Origin of the sequence: Cognaticolwellia beringensis (genome assembly GCF_002076895.1) — a bacterium.
Lineage (GTDB): Bacteria > Pseudomonadota > Gammaproteobacteria > Enterobacterales > Alteromonadaceae > Cognaticolwellia > Cognaticolwellia beringensis.
Window position 1 is genome coordinate 696,725 of sequence record NZ_CP020465.1, and the last position, 17,128, is coordinate 713,852.

Annotated in this window: 12 protein-coding genes and 6 tRNA genes; 16 read left to right on the plus strand and 2 right to left on the minus strand. The window is 38.1% G+C overall.

Features of this window, described 5'->3' with window-relative positions:
- The first annotated feature begins 294 nt into the window (after positions 1-294).
- The 11 genes from alaS to B5D82_RS02935 all read left to right on the plus strand — a co-directional run bounded on the left by alaS (position 295) and on the right by B5D82_RS02935 (position 9,603).
- Positions 295-2,919: an alanine--tRNA ligase gene (gene alaS, locus B5D82_RS02885; protein ID WP_081149105.1), complete on the plus strand. Its 2,625-nt coding sequence runs from the start codon at positions 295-297 to the stop codon at positions 2,917-2,919.
- A gap of 1,041 nt (positions 2,920-3,960) precedes the next feature.
- Positions 3,961-4,158 carry a carbon storage regulator CsrA gene (gene csrA, locus B5D82_RS02890; protein ID WP_081149108.1) on the plus strand — a complete coding sequence of 66 codons (198 nt, stop codon included), beginning with the start codon at positions 3,961-3,963 and terminating at the stop codon, positions 4,156-4,158.
- Between the two features lie 205 nt (positions 4,159-4,363).
- Positions 4,364-4,455: transfer RNA gene (locus tag B5D82_RS02895), tRNA-Ser, on the plus strand.
- 145 nt (positions 4,456-4,600) lie between these two features.
- Positions 4,601-4,677, plus strand: a tRNA-Arg gene (locus B5D82_RS02900).
- Between the two features lie 134 nt (positions 4,678-4,811).
- Positions 4,812-4,888: transfer RNA gene (locus B5D82_RS02905), tRNA-Arg, on the plus strand.
- Between the two features lie 150 nt (positions 4,889-5,038).
- A tRNA-Arg gene (locus tag B5D82_RS02910) sits at positions 5,039-5,115 on the plus strand.
- 149 nt (positions 5,116-5,264) lie between these two features.
- Positions 5,265-5,341: transfer RNA gene (locus B5D82_RS02915), tRNA-Arg, on the plus strand.
- A 150-nt stretch (positions 5,342-5,491) separates the two neighbouring features.
- Positions 5,492-5,568: transfer RNA gene (locus B5D82_RS02920), tRNA-Arg, on the plus strand.
- An 847-nt stretch (positions 5,569-6,415) separates the two neighbouring features.
- The gene (locus B5D82_RS02925; protein ID WP_081149110.1) at positions 6,416-6,688 is read left to right on the plus strand and encodes an OadG family protein; all 273 of its coding nucleotides are present in this window, start codon (positions 6,416-6,418) and stop codon (positions 6,686-6,688) included.
- Positions 6,689-6,697: 9 nt separating this feature from the next.
- On the plus strand, positions 6,698-8,467 hold the full coding sequence (oadA, locus tag B5D82_RS02930) for a sodium-extruding oxaloacetate decarboxylase subunit alpha (RefSeq protein WP_081149113.1): 1,770 nt from the start codon (positions 6,698-6,700) through the stop codon (positions 8,465-8,467).
- An 8-nt stretch (positions 8,468-8,475) separates the two neighbouring features.
- The gene (locus tag B5D82_RS02935) at positions 8,476-9,603 is read left to right on the plus strand and encodes a sodium ion-translocating decarboxylase subunit beta (protein WP_081149116.1); all 1,128 of its coding nucleotides are present in this window, start codon (positions 8,476-8,478) and stop codon (positions 9,601-9,603) included.
- A 120-nt stretch (positions 9,604-9,723) separates the two neighbouring features.
- On the opposite strand, the gene pdxH is transcribed toward B5D82_RS02935, so the two are convergent.
- Together pdxH and B5D82_RS02945 are read right to left on the minus strand one after the other, a co-directional pair.
- Positions 9,724-10,377, minus strand: coding sequence for a pyridoxamine 5'-phosphate oxidase (gene pdxH, locus B5D82_RS02940; protein ID WP_081149118.1), 654 nt, complete (start codon positions 10,375-10,377; stop codon positions 9,724-9,726).
- 136 nt (positions 10,378-10,513) lie between these two features.
- Positions 10,514-10,693 carry a PA3496 family putative envelope integrity protein gene (locus B5D82_RS02945; protein ID WP_081149120.1) on the minus strand — a complete coding sequence of 60 codons (180 nt, stop codon included), beginning with the start codon at positions 10,691-10,693 and terminating at the stop codon, positions 10,514-10,516.
- Between the two features lie 425 nt (positions 10,694-11,118).
- On the opposite strand from B5D82_RS02945, the gene B5D82_RS02950 reads away from it, so the two are divergent.
- The 5 genes from B5D82_RS02950 to B5D82_RS02970 all read left to right on the plus strand — a co-directional run bounded on the left by B5D82_RS02950 (position 11,119) and on the right by B5D82_RS02970 (position 17,126).
- On the plus strand, positions 11,119-13,377 hold the full coding sequence (locus tag B5D82_RS02950; RefSeq protein WP_081149122.1) for a tRNA(Met) cytidine acetyltransferase TmcA: 2,259 nt from the start codon (positions 11,119-11,121) through the stop codon (positions 13,375-13,377).
- A gap of 366 nt (positions 13,378-13,743) precedes the next feature.
- Complete coding sequence (locus B5D82_RS02955) at positions 13,744-14,625, plus strand: ABC transporter ATP-binding protein (RefSeq protein WP_081149123.1); 882 nt, start codon at positions 13,744-13,746, stop codon at positions 14,623-14,625.
- Between the two features lie 4 nt (positions 14,626-14,629).
- The gene (locus tag B5D82_RS02960; RefSeq protein ID WP_081149124.1) at positions 14,630-15,634 is read left to right on the plus strand and encodes an ABC transporter permease; all 1,005 of its coding nucleotides are present in this window, start codon (positions 14,630-14,632) and stop codon (positions 15,632-15,634) included.
- A gap of 205 nt (positions 15,635-15,839) precedes the next feature.
- The gene (locus B5D82_RS02965) at positions 15,840-16,646 is read left to right on the plus strand and encodes a transporter substrate-binding domain-containing protein (protein ID WP_081149127.1); all 807 of its coding nucleotides are present in this window, start codon (positions 15,840-15,842) and stop codon (positions 16,644-16,646) included.
- A gap of 81 nt (positions 16,647-16,727) precedes the next feature.
- On the plus strand, positions 16,728-17,126 hold the full coding sequence (locus tag B5D82_RS02970; RefSeq protein ID WP_081149130.1) for a YbaN family protein: 399 nt from the start codon (positions 16,728-16,730) through the stop codon (positions 17,124-17,126).
- Positions 17,127-17,128 lie beyond the last annotated feature (2 nt).

A 17,128-nucleotide genomic window follows, 5' to 3' on the forward strand; every position in this document is an offset into this window, starting at 1 on the left:
CTGTTCATAGCTACTGAGTAATAAAAATTTTAGCGAGTGTTATATAAAAAATGAGAAAATTGAAAAGGGTATAAAGATAATTTGTACAGAAAATATCAATAAATTCCTAAATAGATTGGTATCTTCAAGCAGAGGTTGCGTATAATAAGCGCTATGGTGCGTCCCTAATAAAGATCAAAAAGATAAAGCCAAAAGAGTGCGCTTTATGCAATAAGGTGGTTTATCAACAGATGAAATCATGACACTATTAAACGCTTAAACAGAATTAATTTTTCGAAAAAGTTGGAAATTCAAATGATTAAAACTAGTGCCCAATTGCGTCAGGCATTTTTAGATTTTTATGCCTCTAAGCAGCACCAAATTGTTCCGAGTAGCTCGCTTATTCCTGGTAACGATGCGACATTATTATTCACCAATGCTGGTATGGTGCCTTTTAAAGATGTTTTTCTTGGCGACGATGTTCGCAGCTATACCCGTGCAACTTCTGCGCAACGCTGTGTCCGCGCGGGCGGTAAGCACAATGATTTAGAAAATGTTGGTTATACAGCCCGTCACCATACTTTTTTCGAAATGCTAGGTAATTTTAGTTTTGGTGATTATTTCAAAGAAGAAGCGATTAATTATGCTTGGGAATTTTTAACCACGGTATTAGCGTTACCAAAAGAAAAGTTACTGGTAACTGTTTATGATAGCGATGATGAAGCTTATAACTATTGGTTAAATGAAATTGGCGTACCAGCAGATAAAATAATACGCATTGGTGATAAGTCAGCCGATAAAAAGTTTGAGTCTGATAACTTTTGGTCGATGGGTGATACCGGCCCATGTGGTCCATGCTCTGAAATCTTTTATGATCACGGAGAAAATATTTTCGGTGGTCCTCCTGGTTCTCCTGATGAAGATGGCGATCGCTTCATCGAAATTTGGAATATAGTTTTCATGCAATATAACCGTCATGCAGACGGTACTATGGAAAACTTACCTAAACCTTCAGTTGATACTGGTATGGGTTTAGAGCGTATTGCCGCTATAACACAAGGCGTTCATAGTAATTACGAAATTGATATTTTCCAAAGCTTAATTCGAGATACCGCTAAGTTACTTGAATGCGACGATTTAGAGCACAAATCTTTACGTGTTATCGCTGATCATATTCGTTCATGTAGCTTCTTAATTACTGATGGTGTTATACCGTCGAATGAAGGGCGTGGATACGTATTACGTCGTATTATTCGTCGCGCTATTCGTCATGGTCATAAACTTGAAGCCCAATCATTTTTCTTTCATAAGTTAGTCGCCTCGCTTGCTGAGCAAATGGGTGATGCATACCCTGAGTTAGTTCAGCAACAAGCGATTATTGAGAAAATTTTACGTATAGAAGAAGAACAGTTTGGTCGAACGTTAGATCGAGGTATGGCGCTATTAGAAGATATTTTAGCTGAGCTTAAAGGCGACACTATCGCTGGCGATGATGTATTTAAGTTATATGACACCTTCGGTTTTCCCGCTGATTTAACCGCTGATATTGCACGCGAGCGTGAGCTAAATATTGACCTTGTAGGTTTTGACGCAGCAATGGCTCAACAACGTACTCGCGCACAAAAAGCGAGTCAGTTCGGCACTGACTATAACGACACTCTTAAATCAGAAAACCGTACATCCTTTAAAGGCTACACACGTGATGAAATGTCTTCTACTGTAGTAGAGCTTTTTAACAGCGAGTCGTCAGTTAATACTTTAGAAGCAGGTGAGGCAGGTGTTGTGATCCTTGATCAAACGCCATTTTATGCTGAATCCGGTGGGCAAGTTGGTGACACGGGTACGCTAAGTTTTGATAACGGTACTTTTGAAGTAACCGATACCATTAAACTAGGACATGCGTTTGCACATAAAGGTATTGCTCATCAAACCATAGCTTTAAACAGTCTTGTAAAAGCGCAAATTAACAGCGAGCGTCGTTCAGCAATTGTTAAAAACCATACGGCTACGCATATTTTGCATGCCACACTTCGTAAAGTGTTGGGCGAGCATGTTACACAAAAAGGTTCATTGTGCGATGCAGATAAACTTCGCTTTGATTTTTCTAACTTTGAAGCGGTAACGCCTGAAGAGTTGAACACAATTGAACGTATGGTTAATGAACAAATTCGCAGTAACTTAGCTCGTGAAACTAATTTGATGCAAATTGATGCAGCAAAAGAAAAAGGCGCCATGGCCTTGTTTGGCGAAAAGTACGATGACGAGGTACGCGTAGTTACTTTAGGTGACTTTTCAACAGAGCTTTGTGGTGGCGTACATGTTAACCGTACTGGTGATATTGGCCTATTCAAAATCACTTCTGAATCAGGCATAGCCGCAGGTGTTCGACGTATTGAGGCGGTAACAGGCCAAGCCGCATTAAATTACTTTGCTGCACAAGAGCATACGCTAAATTCCATTGCAGCATTAGTAAAAACTGAGCCGGCTAATGTAGCAAGTAAAATTGAACAAGTGATATTGCGTAACAAAGAGTTAGAAAAAGAGCTTGCCCAATTTAAACAAAAACTTGCAAGTGCTGCCGGTGCTGACCTAGTAAGCCAAGCTAAAGACTATAATGGTGTCAAAGCACTTATTGCTAATTTAGAAGGTGTAGAGGCTAAATCACTGCGTGGTATGGTTGATGACCTGAAAAATAAAATGGGTTCAGGTATTATTTTGTTAGCTACTGCTAGCGATAATAAAGTGAGCTTAATTGCCGGTGTAACAAAAGATTTAGTTGGCCGAGTTAAATCTGGCGAGTTAGTTAATGTTGCAGCCCAAGAAGTGGGTGGTAAAGGTGGTGGCCGTCCTGATATGGCACAAGCGGGAGGAAGCCAACCAGAAAACATTGAAGCAGCGTTAAACGCAGCGCAAAGTTGGCTGAGTGATAAATTGAGCTAGTTCATATAACAGCAAAAAATTAATGTCATATGTACTAAGGCTAATGCCAGTCAGTTAAGCTGACTGGCATTTTCTTTTTGTGGGGGGACTTAGATAATTTGGAACTCACCCATCGAAGATGTTTTATCTCTTCTCGTCTAGTCGGAAAGTTTAAATAGGAATAGGGTATCGAGTATGTGTTCACAATGGATTGGGATATTTCTTGGTCTCATTATTGATATCGATGTGTAATACCGAACCACACAGCCATGAACTACTAGGAAAACTCAGCTAATTTGGCTAAATACCAGTTGTTTTCACTGCCATCATCATCATTTTTATTAAGTTATAGGCCAGTAATACGCTCAATAGCTTCTGACGAGCCATGTCTGGTCGTTTACTTATACCAATTTGATTAATTAACTTGGTATTATCAAGTGCTATTAAGCATCGTCTGTTTTATCTCTCTAAAGCCAAATTCTAACTCACAACGATGACAGTATAAATCAACCCGTTCATGACCTGGAAAGCACAATATATTTGTCAATGAGTTAATAAACGATAGTTTTCCCTTTATTGCTTTATTGCTTTATTGCTTTATTGATTAAGCTAGCTTTAATTGTTTCAGGAACATCTGGATAATTTTTGTATATGCTTTGTTAATTTTTATTTAATTTTATGGGAATTATTTTGTGGAAACCGGGTCTTATTTTAGGATACTAGCCGTTTGCTGCTAATAAAGCGTGAAATTGGACCAGTTTGAAAAGTATTTTTAAAAAAGTTTGCTATAAATGCAAATAATTATGCATAAAGTGTTTATTGTTTCATTAAGGTTGTTAAAATGAACAGTAATTGCTGCAATTGCATTCTACTATTGTTTTGTAAGTTTTCTATTAAATATAGGAAACTCGATACTGTCGAAGGAATCGTCAATGTTTGATAAGTATTTTAGTTACTTATTGCAATCTTTAGTGCACTTTTGCAAAAATTAGACTAAATTTAATTTGTTACTAGCTTATATATATTTAGTGGATCTCGTTTTTAAACATAAAGGAAATTAAGATGTTAATATTAACTCGCCGAGTTGGTGAAACGTTGATGATCGGAGACGACGTCACAGTGACAGTGTTGGGTGTAAAAGGCAATCAGGTACGAATTGGTGTTAACGCCCCAAAAGAAGTGTCGGTTCATCGAGAAGAAATCTATATGAGAATACAATCTGAAAAAGGTGAGGGTGAAGCCTCAGGGAACGAAAGTTAAATATTTTCTCATAATTAAAGCCGACACTAGTCGGCTTTTTTGATCTAGCAATAAAATTTTCAAGGCGAATTAGGGTTGTTTTTTGTGAGTTAATGTAGGAAAAATGACCGTGTTGTTTGAAATCTCGGCAAACAGTCAAAAAATAAGAATAAAAGCTGAAAAAAGTTTGACTTATTTTTATAATCCCTTATTATTCGCACCCATTGGAGAGGTGGCCGAGTGGCCGAAGGCGCTCCCCTGCTAAGGGAGTATCTGGTTTATCCCGGATCGAGGGTTCGAATCCCTCCCTCTCCGCCATTCTTTTAGATTGGCATCGTAGGAACAACGATATTGAAATAGTTCACTACGAATGTATATAATATTGACTAGGTCGTTTACCTAAGTAAATATTGTCTAGTTCGTTATCTCTTAAACTAGAGATATAAATAACAGGTTTGAATAAGGACGCGTAGCTCAGCTGGATAGAGTACCTGGCTACGAACCAGGCGGTCGCAGGTTCGACTCCTGCCGCGTCCGCCACTTTTTCTTTGAGTGGCTAAATAATAAAGAGTAGCTAATATTAAAGCTAATTAAAAAATAAATATATGACTTATGTTAAGTGGTATTTTATCTAAGTTTATCTTGAATCAAGATATAAAATAACGATTGACCGCGGACGCGTAGCTCAGCTGGATAGAGTACCTGGCTACGAACCAGGCGGTCGCAGGTTCGACTCCTGCCGCGTCCGCCACATTGAAAAAACCAGTCTAACGACTGGTTTTTTTTTCGCTTCAATATTTTGCCATTATTGAAGCGAAGCATTGAAAGAGCGCTGTGAATGCTCATTATGAGCAACATTCACTATCTCCTAAGCATGAGATATAAAAAAACAGTTTATTGCGGACGCGTAGCTCAGCTGGATAGAGTACCTGGCTACGAACCAGGCGGTCGCAGGTTCGACTCCTGCCGCGTCCGCCACATTGAAAAAACCAGTCTAACGACTGGTTTTTTTTCGCTTCAATATTTTGCCATTATTGAAGCGAAGCATTGAAAGAGCGCTGTGAATGCTCATTATGAGCAACATTCACTATCTCCTAAGCATGAGATATAAAAAAACAGTTTATTGCGGACGCGTAGCTCAGCTGGATAGAGTACCTGGCTACGAACCAGGCGGTCGCAGGTTCGACTCCTGCCGCGTCCGCCACATTGAAAAAACCAGTCTAACGACTGGTTTTTTTTTCGCTTCAATATTTTGCCATTATTGAAGCGAAGCATTGAAAGAGCGCTGTGAATGCTCATTATGAGCAACATTCACTATCTCCTAAGCATGAGATATAAAAAAACAGTTTATTGCGGACGCGTAGCTCAGCTGGATAGAGTACCTGGCTACGAACCAGGCGGTCGCAGGTTCGACTCCTGCCGCGTCCGCCACATTGAAAAAACCAGTCTAACGACTGGTTTTTTTTCGCCTAAAATACCTTCACAATACTTTCAACTTCAACTTCAACTTCAACTTCAACTTCAACTTCAACTTCAACTCATAGCCCAAATACATACCTTATCAAAATTTCATCCATTAGATGGTCTACTTCATACGTAGGGAAAATGGCCCAATGTATAGCGTTTATTTTAGTCACTAATAGTTAAAATTATTAAAATAAAAAAAGAGAAAATTTTTATGCTTTGACCCGTAAAAAAAACAAATAATTGATCTTAATACAACGGGTGACTATTCTTTTGGAATCATTCAATTTTCCGATGGTATATATTGACTGTTTTATTGATGTTGTCATTGAGAAAAAACACCATTAGCGTATTAAGGATGAAATTTAATCGAACACTTGCGTAATTCAATGGGTTCAATTATTAAATTACGTATTAGATTTATAAACTAAGCTTCGCAAAAAATTCTTTAGTCCAATTGGTATATGTTGCTTTATAGATTTCTCTATAAAGTGAAGGTGTTTATTACCTATTAAATGTGGTTTTATTGAACAGCGTGAGTTGAATTATTAGTTTTATTTTATATATTGCATATTGTATATTATCTTTGTTTTTTTATTTCTAATGGCCGTTATTCATGAGGTTGATATTGTATACAATCTTGTTTTTATATCACATTGTATAAAATAATAATGAAATGTTATTAAATTTAGCTTGTTTTTTGAACTATTATGGCTTGACATCGTTTTTTTTTATCAATTTGTAAGAATTTGTTTGCTTTTTACACATTGGAGTGATTATTCTAATTATATAAAAATTTCTTGAGAGTAAAATAATGGAAAATCTTCAGCAGTTATTTATTGAAGCAGGCACTTTAATGCTAGCCGGAATGGTCTTTGTTTTTTCCTTTTTAGGTTTGTTGATTGTTTTTATCAACATTGTGCTGGTTAAGTTAGCAAAAAAATATCCTGACGCCATTGTAGAGAGTAGAGCCTCAAGTAAAAAAAATAATAAAACACAAAACGGCAAAGGTGTTTCACCTGCAGTCGTCGCAGCAATATCTTCTGCTGTTACTCAATATCGTAAACAACATTCTGCACAGAAATAGGAAATGACCATGACCAAGCCCCTAGGAATTACTGAAGTCGTATTACGCGACGGCCATCAATCATTGCTCGCTACACGTTTGCGATTGGAAGATATGCTGCCCATTGCGGCTAAAATGGATGAAATTGGATATTGGTCAATAGAGTCCTGGGGTGGTGCCACCTTTGACTCTTGTATTCGTTATTTAGGCGAAGATCCTTGGGAGCGTATTCGTGCGCTGAAAAAGGCTATGCCGAAAACAAAACAGCAAATGTTATTTCGTGGTCAAAATATTTTAGGCTACCGCCATTACGCTGATGATGTAGTAGAAAAATTTGTCGAGCGCGCACATGTAAATGGTATTGACGTTTTTAGAATTTTTGATGCGATGAACGATGTACGTAATTTACAAACATCGATTAAAGCGGCAGTAAAGGTTGGCGCACATGCGCAAGGCACATTAAGTTATACCGAAAGCCCAGTTCACAACCTTGAAGGTTGGTTAACTATGGCTAAGCAACTCGAAGATATGGGCGCGCACTCGTTGTGTATCAAAGATATGGCAGGTTTATTAAAGCCTTACGATGCAGCTGAGCTGATTGGCCGTTTAAAAGAAACCGTATCTTTGCCTATCGCATTACATTGTCATGCAACAACGGGATTAAGTGTTGCGACACACATGAAAGCGATTGATGCAGATATTGACGTCATTGATACCGCTATTTCATCAATGAGTATGACTTACGGGCATTCACCAACAGAAACGATTGTCTCTATTGTTGAAGGCACACAGCGCGATACTGGTTTAGATATGGTTAAGTTAGCCGAAGTCGCGACTTACTTTCGTGATGTGCGTGAAAAATATGCTCAGTTTGAAGGCAGTTTGCGTGGTATCGATGCTCGTATCTTACTAGCTCAAGTACCTGGTGGCATGCTAACTAACATGGAAAGCCAATTAAAAGAACAAGGTGCTGCTGATAAACTTGATGAAGTACTGACTGAAATTCCAAAAGTACGTAAAGATCTTGGCTATATTCCTTTAGTAACACCTACCTCGCAAATTGTTGGTACTCAGTCGGTATTAAATGTATTAACTGGTGAGCGCTACAAGTCAATTACCAAAGAAACAGCAGGTGTATTAAAAGGTGAATATGGTAAAACTGCAGCACCAGTTAATGCCGAATTACAAGCAAGAGTACTTGACGGTAAAGAAGCGATAACTTGTCGTCCTGCAGATTTACTTGATCCAGAAATGGATAAATTATCGGTTGAATTACAACAAATTGCCGGTGAGAAAAACATTACTTTAGCTGAAGATACTATCGATGATGTTTTAACTTATGCTCTATTTCCACAAATTGGTTTAAAGTTTTTAGAAAACCGTAATAACCCAGATGCTTTTGAGCCAGCACCAACCAAAGCCAATGCTAAAAGTGCTTCTGCATCTGCTACGAGCTCTGCAAGCACCGATCCTGAAAGTTACGCTGTCAGTGTAGACGGTAAAGTTTATGACGTTGTAGTAGCCCCTGGTGGTTCTATAGATACTATTCAAGCAGCTAGTAAAGCACCTGCTGCAAGTTTAACAGGCGGAGAAGCTTTAAAAGCACCTTTAGCAGGTAATATATTTAAAGTATTAGTGAATGAAGGTGACGAAGTCGAAGAAGGCGAAGTGGTTATCATTATGGAAGCAATGAAAATGGAAACTGAAATCAGGGCGACAAAAGCCGGAGAAATTTCGGTTGTTCACACCAGAGAAGGTGATTCAGTCGCCGTTGGTGATATCTTGTTAAGCTTGGTGTAGGAAAGTCCATGGAATCTTTAAAATTATTGTGGATGTCCACAGGCTTAGCAAACTTTGAGCTAGGCCAAGTGATCATGATGCTAGTAGGTTGTGGCTTACTTTACCTTGCGATTGCCCGAAATTTTGAGCCACTATTATTAGTGCCTATGGGGTTTGGTGCTATTTTAACTAATATCCCAGTCGCTGGCTTTTCTGAAGTGGGTGGTTTGTTACATTTCATTTACTACGCAGGAATCGATACCGGCATATTCCCATTACTCATTTTTATGGGGGTTGGTGCCATGACTGATTTTGGTGCGTTAATTGCGAACCCTAAAACATTACTTTTAGGTGCAGCCGCTCAGTTTGGTATTTTCGCTACGCTGTTTGGTGCTATTGCGTTAAATTTTGTCGGTCTAGATTTCTCTATGAAAGATGCGTCTGCAATCGCCATCATTGGTGGGGCAGATGGACCAACAGCAATATTCTTAGCATCAAAACTTGCCCCTGATTTACTTGGTGCGATTGCTGTTGCAGCCTACTCTTATATGGCGTTAGTACCGATTATTCAGCCACCAATAATGCGTGCACTAACTACAGAAGATGAACGTAAAATTGAGATGGCACAATTACGTCATGTTACTAAGGTTGAGAAAATTATTTTCCCGCTTGGTGTCTTAATGATGACGATATTCTTTTTACCTGCGGCCACGCCATTGGTAGGGATGTTTTGTTTAGGTAATTTGATGCGCGAGTGTGGCGTTGTAGACCGCTTAAGCTCTACAGCACAGAATGAGCTAATCAATATTGTTACGATCTTCCTAGGTTTAGGTGTAGGGTCAAAGTTAAGCGCAGACCAATTTTTGAACGCGAAAACCTTAGGCATATTAGCATTAGGTGCGGTAGCATTTTCAATCGGTACAGCTGCTGGCGTACTTATGGCGAAGTTAATGAACAAACTGTCAAAAGAAAAAGTTAACCCACTTATTGGTGCTGCAGGTGTATCGGCGGTGCCAATGGCAGCTCGAGTCGCCAACAAGGTCGGCTTAGAGTCCAATCCGCATAACTTTTTACTTATGCATGCTATGGGGCCAAATGTTGCGGGTGTGCTTGGTTCAGCTGTTGCTGCCGGTATATTATTAGCGTTAGTTGGTTAATATACTTGATTATCACCATGCGCTAGATAAGTCTTTATTTTGAGCTAGGCTCAACACATTAAAAAAGGGAAGCATTGCTTCCCTTTTTTTATAATCAAACGATAACAATTAATCAATATTCTATGGTTGCAGTTTAAAGTTATCCCAACCTGTAGCATTTCTTTCAAAACAAACACGGTCATGTAAGCGGCTTGTACGACCTTGCCAAAATTCAATATAGTTAGGTTTAATTCGCCAGCCCCCCCAAAACTCTGGTAATGGGACTTCTTTTCCCGCAAATTTCTTCGTGTAGAAAGCAACACTGTCAGCAAGCTCAGTCTCAGTTTGAATTTTACTACTTTGTTTGGATGCCCAAGCGCCAATTTGGCTACCGCGATCTCGGCTATGAAAATATTTTGCTGATTGCTCAGCGCTAACTTTTTCAACACAACCTTCAATGCGAATTTGACGTTGCAACACATTCCAATGAAATAACAAGGCTATCTTGTCATTATCACTGAGTTCTTGGCTCTTTCGGCTCGCGTAATTGGTATAAAAGATAAAGCCATCTTGGCTAAATTCTTTCAGTAGTACCATTCGACAACTTGGTTGCCCGTCTTGGTTTACACTACTCACGGACATGGCTTCAGGTAGCAAAATACCTGACTTATTAGCCTCATCAAACCAAATTTCAAAAAGTGAGAAGGGGTCAGCGTTTATGTCAATTGCAGGTAAAGGCAAAGCAACGCCTTGACCAAAGGTCAATAGGCAGCGAATTTTTTCAAATAAAGTCATAATTAGGTAATTAAGTCGCGTAAATATTAGGTTAATAATAGCAGTTTTAGATAAGAAACAAATCGTTACCGATAAAATATTAATGTTAATATTTTATCGTTGGCAGTAGGTGTTTAAGTGTTAGCAGCGTCAGTGATTAGAAATCCCAGTCGTCAGCGTCGTCTAGTAACGCTTTTAGACGTTTTTTTTCTAGCAAATCGTCAATGCGTTTTCTAACGTCGACATTATGAGAAGTCTTATTGCCTTTAGGTAAGTCTTTGTCATAACTGTCTTGTTCTACGTCTGGGGTAGAGTCATCTGTTAAATCGTCATTCATTTTTTATACCTACGGCTTTTACAATATTTGCTGCAATTACAATAAATATCGGCATCAATATAAAAATTATAGCCGAGTCTTTAATTTAATAAATATTCACTACCATCATGCAAAATATTTTTAATTTGCGATATCTTAAAAATGACTAGTTTATAATCATAGTGAATATGACGAAAATTTATAGCTGTTCTACTTTTCGAAGCCAGACTGTGACTTAAAGAAAAGCGAGTATAATTTGAACTTAGGCAACTAATGACGGATTTTCAACTAATTATTTTTTTCATTTCAATATAATATAGCGGTTACAGTGCAAATGACTGATATTCCAAGCTGATTTACTCGTTCGCCGTTATTTAGCTTTGATTAGTGCTCTGATAGACTTATACCTCTTGGTGTTAGCCAAGATAATTTTAAGGTTGAAGTTGATGTTGAAAGATAAATTTGGACGCTGGTGTTTACAGTTACAGCAATTAACGAAAGCTAAGCGTTGGCGTAGTTTAGTTGTTTTGGTTGGTGATGAACCTTGGACAGTTCAACAGCTCGACACAAGTTTAGCCTTGTTTTTATCAGCCGAAATATCTAATGATACATCTAAAAAGCAAGGGCTTGCTTATGCTGATATTGCCAATATTAGTGATCCACATCAGCTTATTTCAGTAAATAAAAAAAACTATAGCCAATATTTAGGTACTGAACAAAACGTAATTGTATTTTCCGCAGATAATATGCCTGAGAATAATTCAGGTGATTTTACCAGTGATTTTGATATTGATGCTTTCGCTGCACTTTCAGGTGCTTTGGTCGCGGGTGGGGTTTTCTTACTTTTACTAAAACCATGGCAGGTTGAGCAGCTAAAGCAGTCGCAATCGCAAGACTATTTTCTCCAACGTTTTATTCGGCAATTAGTCGCTGAACAATGCTATTTAATTAATGAAGAAACCATTGAGTTTCCTTCCTTATTGCCTTTGAATGAAAGTGTAATAACGCCGGTAAATACTAATCATCATGTGCAATTAACGACCAATAGTCAGGTAATGAAATTACCATACGGTTGTGTGACTCAAGAACAAGTTTTGGCGGTCGAGGCTATGCTGAAAGTATTGTCGGGTCATAGAGACAGGCCTTTGGTACTCACGGCAGATCGAGGTCGTGGTAAATCGACAGCACTAGCACTTGCGGCGTGTCAGATGCTGGAAAATGCTAAACAACCAATCAAAATTATTATTACCGCGGCAAGTAAACAGGCCCTAATAATATTTTTTCAGCAGGTTGAACAACACTTATCTAGTGCTAAGGTACTAACAACTCATGTTGAACACCCTAATGGTCTAATTGTTTACTATCCTATTGATGTGCTGTTAAAAGAGCAACCCGAAGCTAGTATTGTGATGGTGGATGAAGCGGCCGCGATTCCGGTTTACCTTTTACAGCAGTTACTCGCTCATTATCATCGCTTAATATTTGCCAGCACCATTCATGGTTATGAAGGTGCAGGGCGCGGCTTTAGTATTAAGTTTCGCCAAGTTTTACAGCGATTGATGCCGCATTGGCGCAACATGCACATTAATGAACCTATTCGCTGGGCTAGTAATGACCCACTCGAGAAATTTGTTTTCGCGAGTTGTTTATTGAACGCTAAATTGCCAAGTTATGACAACAATACTCAGGCAATAACTCAGGCAATAACTCAGGCAATAACTCAGACAATAAATCAAACTGATACAACGACAGTAGAGCTTGTTAGCGCCGAACAACTTCTTGAAAACGAAATGCTTTTACAACAAACCTTTGCTGTGTTGGTAACTGCTCACTATCAAACTTCACCAAGCGATTTGAAAATACTGTTGAATAATAAAGCAGTGTCATTGTTTGTGCTCAGAATAGGGGCTAATGTTTTAGGTGTTGCCATGCTCATGCGTGAGGGCCATGTAGATGAAAAGCTTGTCGAGTTGGTTAATGGTAATCAGCGCCGATTGCGTGATCAATTTTTGCCACAATCTTTACTGGTGCATTGTGGTATCAAAGACAGTTTTAATTATAGTTACCAAAGAGTGATGCGTATTGCCATTCACCCTCAATACCAAGGGCAAGGGCTAGGACGTGATTTTTTATATCAAATTGAACAGTCTATTGCTAAGCAAGGTATCGACTTTATTGGCGCTAGTTTTGCTGGCAACGCAACATTAGTTAATTTTTGGCAGTGTTCTGGCTTTAGCGTAGCCCGAGTTGGGTTTAGTAAAGATAAAGCGAGTGGCGAACATTCCTGTTTGGTAACTAAAGCATTAACTCCTAAAGCCGGCGCTTTACAGCCTGTTATTACTCAACAGTTCTATCGGCAATTTGACTATTGGTTAACCGATGAGTTTAAGCATATGTCAGCCACCTTAATTTGGCAGTTGCTTCATGGAAATATTGCCTTGAAAACGTTAACACTCGATAGTGAAATTATGCAAAGTGTTAATGACTTTTCTACTGGCCAGCGACAATTTAGTAGCTGTGTTTATGCTTTACACCAATGGCTATTAAAGCATTGTACTGACCCGTTTAACGTTGGAGTATTACCCTTGCTTGCAAGGATTTTACAAAAACACAGCATAGAGCAAGTTTGTCAACAATATGGTTTTACCGGTAAAAAAGCATTAAACCAGCACTTGATAAATTACATCAAACTTCAGCAAAGTTAATTAATAATAAATCATTGATGACTTTTTATTAATTAACACATAATTTCAATAAAGACTGCCATAAAGTTTTCCGCGCATTGTTGTCAAGGCATCTGCAATCGTTGCCCGTTATCACACCAGAGGAAATTAACTGAGCTAATAAAACTGTTGATATTTCAACTTGAGCTTTCCCTGCACACCCTTCATTGACTTGTTTGAATCCCATTATTATTCCTTGCGCTGCTTACTAACATAACATTGTTAAAACAATAGTAGAAAACCACAATCAATGCAAATGATAATTATTATCATTTGTGGGTAGGTATTCTGGTATTAATATTTTGAATCAGCCGTTAGAATACAGCATGGGTATTATTGAGGTGTGTCATGCAAGAAGTTATTCGTGTTGAAAATTTAACCAAGCGTTATAAAGATGTTATTGCAGTAGACAATGTTAACTTTGCTATTCAAAAAGGTCATTGCTTTGGGCTGCTAGGGCCCAATGGTGCTGGAAAAACTACCACGATAGAAATAATGGAAGGCATTATTAAAGCAACCAAAGGCCAAGTGTTTTATTACGGTAAGCCTATTGATGAGTCGATGTCACAACAAATAGGTATTCAATTTCAGCACACAGCTTTGCAAGATTTTCTCACCGTTAAAGAAACCTTAAATCTTTTTACTTCGTTTTATCAACATACAGTGTCACATGAAAAATTAATTGAATTATGTGATTTACGTGAGTTTTTAAACCGAGACAATCGCCTTTTGTCTGGTGGGCAACGTCAGCGATTATTACTGGCGTTAGCATTAATTAATGACCCTGACATTGTTTTTCTTGACGAACCAACTACTGGATTAGATCCTCAAGCGAGACGAAATTTTTGGCAGTTGATAAAAAATATTAAAGCACAAAATAAAACCGTAGTGTTAACTACGCATTATATGGACGAAGCCCAACAATTATGTGATGACGTGTTAATTATGGATCATGGGCAGGTGATCGCTCGTGGCACACCAAGACAGTTGTTGAACCAGCATTTTAATGAAGTGTTTATATATCTACCGGTAGAACAGGTGCCAGATGAACTTTGTCAGCAATCAAATTGGCAAGTTAACGAACAACAGGTAGAAATTACTACCTCCGATGTGGAAGCAACTATCGCCTTATTATTAGCAAAAAATGTTTCACTTTCAGGGTTGCATGTTAAATCTCCTAATTTGGATGATTTATTTTTGAAATTGACTGGCCACTCACTAAGGGATTAATAACATGAATTTTTCACGTTTCTTTGCCGTGTTCAAGGCGCGCAACATTGAATTTTTTCGAGATCGGTCGTCACTGGGCTGGAATTTGATTTTCCCTGTATTAATGTTGGTGGGATTGTCATTTGTGTTTTCCGGGGACGGTCGCGCAGTCTATAAAGTTGGCGTATTGAATTTAGCGCAAAGTCAGTCAAATTTTCTAGCAACTAAATATATTGGTTTTATTGATTATCAAGAAATCGCATTAGCGAAAGTTAAACTAGAGCAGCATAGTATTGATTTGCTAGTTGACTTTAATGCTCAGCAATATTGGGTTAATCAAGGGGCACCTAACAGTTACTTAGTTGAAAAAATATTCTTAAATGAACACGAAAACTATCAGCGTTTTGAAACTCAAGGCAAACAAATTCGTTATATTGATTGGGTGCTACCTGGTATTTTAGGGATGAATATAATGTTTAGCTGCTTATTCGGGGTTGGCTATGTCATTGTGCGTTATCGTAAAAATGCGGTGTTAAAACGATTAAAAGCCACACCATTGTCAGCGTTAGAGTTTGTCTCTGCGCAGCTGTTTTCGCGACTATTTATTGTCATGTTCTTATCGTCAGTGGTTTATATTGGCTGTAACCTATTTTTTGATTTCTATATGTTAGGTAGTTATTTTGACTTAATCATTATCGCCATATTAGGTGCATTTAGCTTGATCACCTTAGGTTTGTTAGTTGCAAGCCGCAGTAAAAGTGAAGAATTAATTGGTGGTTTGCTAAATTTAAGTTCATGGCCGATGATGCTGTTATCAGGGGTTTGGTTTAGCTTGGAAGGTGCGCCCAATGCGGTGAAAATATTTGCTGAATTATTACCTTTAACGCACTTGGTTGCCGGCGCCCGTAAAATAATTACGGAAGGGGCAACGTTAGCAGATATCAGTTATCACGTCTCAATTTTAGTGGCAATGAGTACACTGTTTTTAAGCTTAGGTGCATATTTATTCAGTTGGAATACTGAGCGGTAGATTTATATATTGGATTATCGTTTAGCCAACGTACACCGATAATTGAATACGCTAAATAATGCATGCAATAGTCACGATAAATTCAGTTTTTAATTTTGACCATTGAAAATGAACAGATAATTAATTAACTTGGTAAAAGTAAGAGGGCACAAAGCGATAAAATACATTATGCTTAGGTATCAACCGTAAAAGATAGTTATTTACGATGAAAAGTAATCGTTTATTAGCAGTCAGCATTATATTAAATTTACTCATCTTCTTTAACTTCCATGTTTTTGCAGAGTCGTTAAGGGTGAGTATTCCTCGAATGCCTGTTCATGCAGAAAGTGACGGCAAAGGTATTCTAGTGGACTTTGCTAAAGTGCTGGCGAAAAAGCTAAAACGCGATATTGATATTCAAATTGTACCGTTTTCACGCTCTATTTATTACGTCAATAACAATAAGGTCGATTTTCATTTACCTTTCATCAAAGCCAATATTAAAGCTCAAGCAAATAAAAAACCTCTCGGCCATCTAAAGTCAGCCGTACGCCATCAATATAAAAAACAACAGAATAGTAACTTTATATATTCAGACGAAACTATTTTTCATGTCAATTTTGTTCTTTTTTCGCATAAAGGTGTGACTATAGATATTAATAATCTCCAAGATTATAAAATTGAAACTGATACCTCACATATACCCTATTTGGAAGGTGTAGAAATGGGCTCTGATTGTATTTTGTGTAGTTTAAAGAAAATACAATATAAAATGACCGACGGATATATTTTTGCAGACTCATCCACAGACCCGCTATTACGATATAATAGCAAGTTGCTACCTTCAATTAAGCGAGAACTTTACCAAAGGTTTGAAGTAAAAGTGCTATTTCCCAATACTGAAAAAGGGCGTCATCTGAATAAAGAGGTAAGTGCTATTATTACTGAAATGCGAACAACAGGGGAGTTAACGAAATTATTATCTTCGGTTGATTTACCTTATGACGATTGGCAACTGCCAGCTAATAATTAACTAGCATCTATTGGCACAAGAACAAAAGCTAGATCATCAATAAGTAGATCATCAATAATTTGAGAGTGCATAGGCTGTTATATGTTGTTAAAAATAACCGGGATTTTTTTTGTTGTCTTAGCATTTATAGGGGCTTTTTTACCTTTATTGCCAACCACGCCATTTTTATTAGTGGCCGCAACATGTTTTGCTAAGTCTTCGCCGCGCTTGCATAAAATGTTATTAGCTAATAAAGTTTTTGGGCCGATGATTTATCATTGGCAGCAAACGCGCAGTATTCCAAAGCGGGCGAAAATTATTGCTTTAGTTTCCATGGTGCTTGCCGTTGCGTGGTCTAGTTATATTTTACCTTCAGTTTGGTTGAAGGCTTTAGTTGTTGGCTTAGTTGCGTGGCCCTTTGTTTTTCTTTGGCGTTTACCACTTGCTGAAGACAATGTTGCGGTTTTATCGACCAATAAAGCGACTAAAGATAGTGCCTAAGA

Excerpts from the sequence above, each read along its gene's own strand:
- alaS (WP_081149105.1), top strand. The coding sequence starts at position 295 with ATGATTAAAACTAGTGCCCAATTGCGTCAGGCATTTTTAGATTTTTAT.
- csrA (WP_081149108.1), top strand. The coding sequence starts at position 3,961 with ATGTTAATATTAACTCGCCGAGTTGGTGAAACGTTGATGATCGGAGAC.
- B5D82_RS02925 (WP_081149110.1), top strand. The coding sequence starts at position 6,416 with ATGGAAAATCTTCAGCAGTTATTTATTGAAGCAGGCACTTTAATGCTA.
- oadA (WP_081149113.1), top strand. The coding sequence starts at position 6,698 with ATGACCAAGCCCCTAGGAATTACTGAAGTCGTATTACGCGACGGCCAT.
- B5D82_RS02935 (WP_081149116.1), top strand. The coding sequence starts at position 8,476 with ATGGAATCTTTAAAATTATTGTGGATGTCCACAGGCTTAGCAAACTTT.
- pdxH (WP_081149118.1), bottom strand. The coding sequence starts at position 10,377 with ATGACTTTATTTGAAAAAATTCGCTGCCTATTGACCTTTGGTCAAGGC.
- B5D82_RS02945 (WP_081149120.1), bottom strand. The coding sequence starts at position 10,693 with ATGAATGACGATTTAACAGATGACTCTACCCCAGACGTAGAACAAGAC.
- B5D82_RS02950 (WP_081149122.1), top strand. The coding sequence starts at position 11,119 with ATGTTGAAAGATAAATTTGGACGCTGGTGTTTACAGTTACAGCAATTA.
- B5D82_RS02955 (WP_081149123.1), top strand. The coding sequence starts at position 13,744 with ATGCAAGAAGTTATTCGTGTTGAAAATTTAACCAAGCGTTATAAAGAT.
- B5D82_RS02960 (WP_081149124.1), top strand. The coding sequence starts at position 14,630 with ATGAATTTTTCACGTTTCTTTGCCGTGTTCAAGGCGCGCAACATTGAA.
- B5D82_RS02965 (WP_081149127.1), top strand. The coding sequence starts at position 15,840 with ATGAAAAGTAATCGTTTATTAGCAGTCAGCATTATATTAAATTTACTC.
- B5D82_RS02970 (WP_081149130.1), top strand. The coding sequence starts at position 16,728 with ATGTTGTTAAAAATAACCGGGATTTTTTTTGTTGTCTTAGCATTTATA.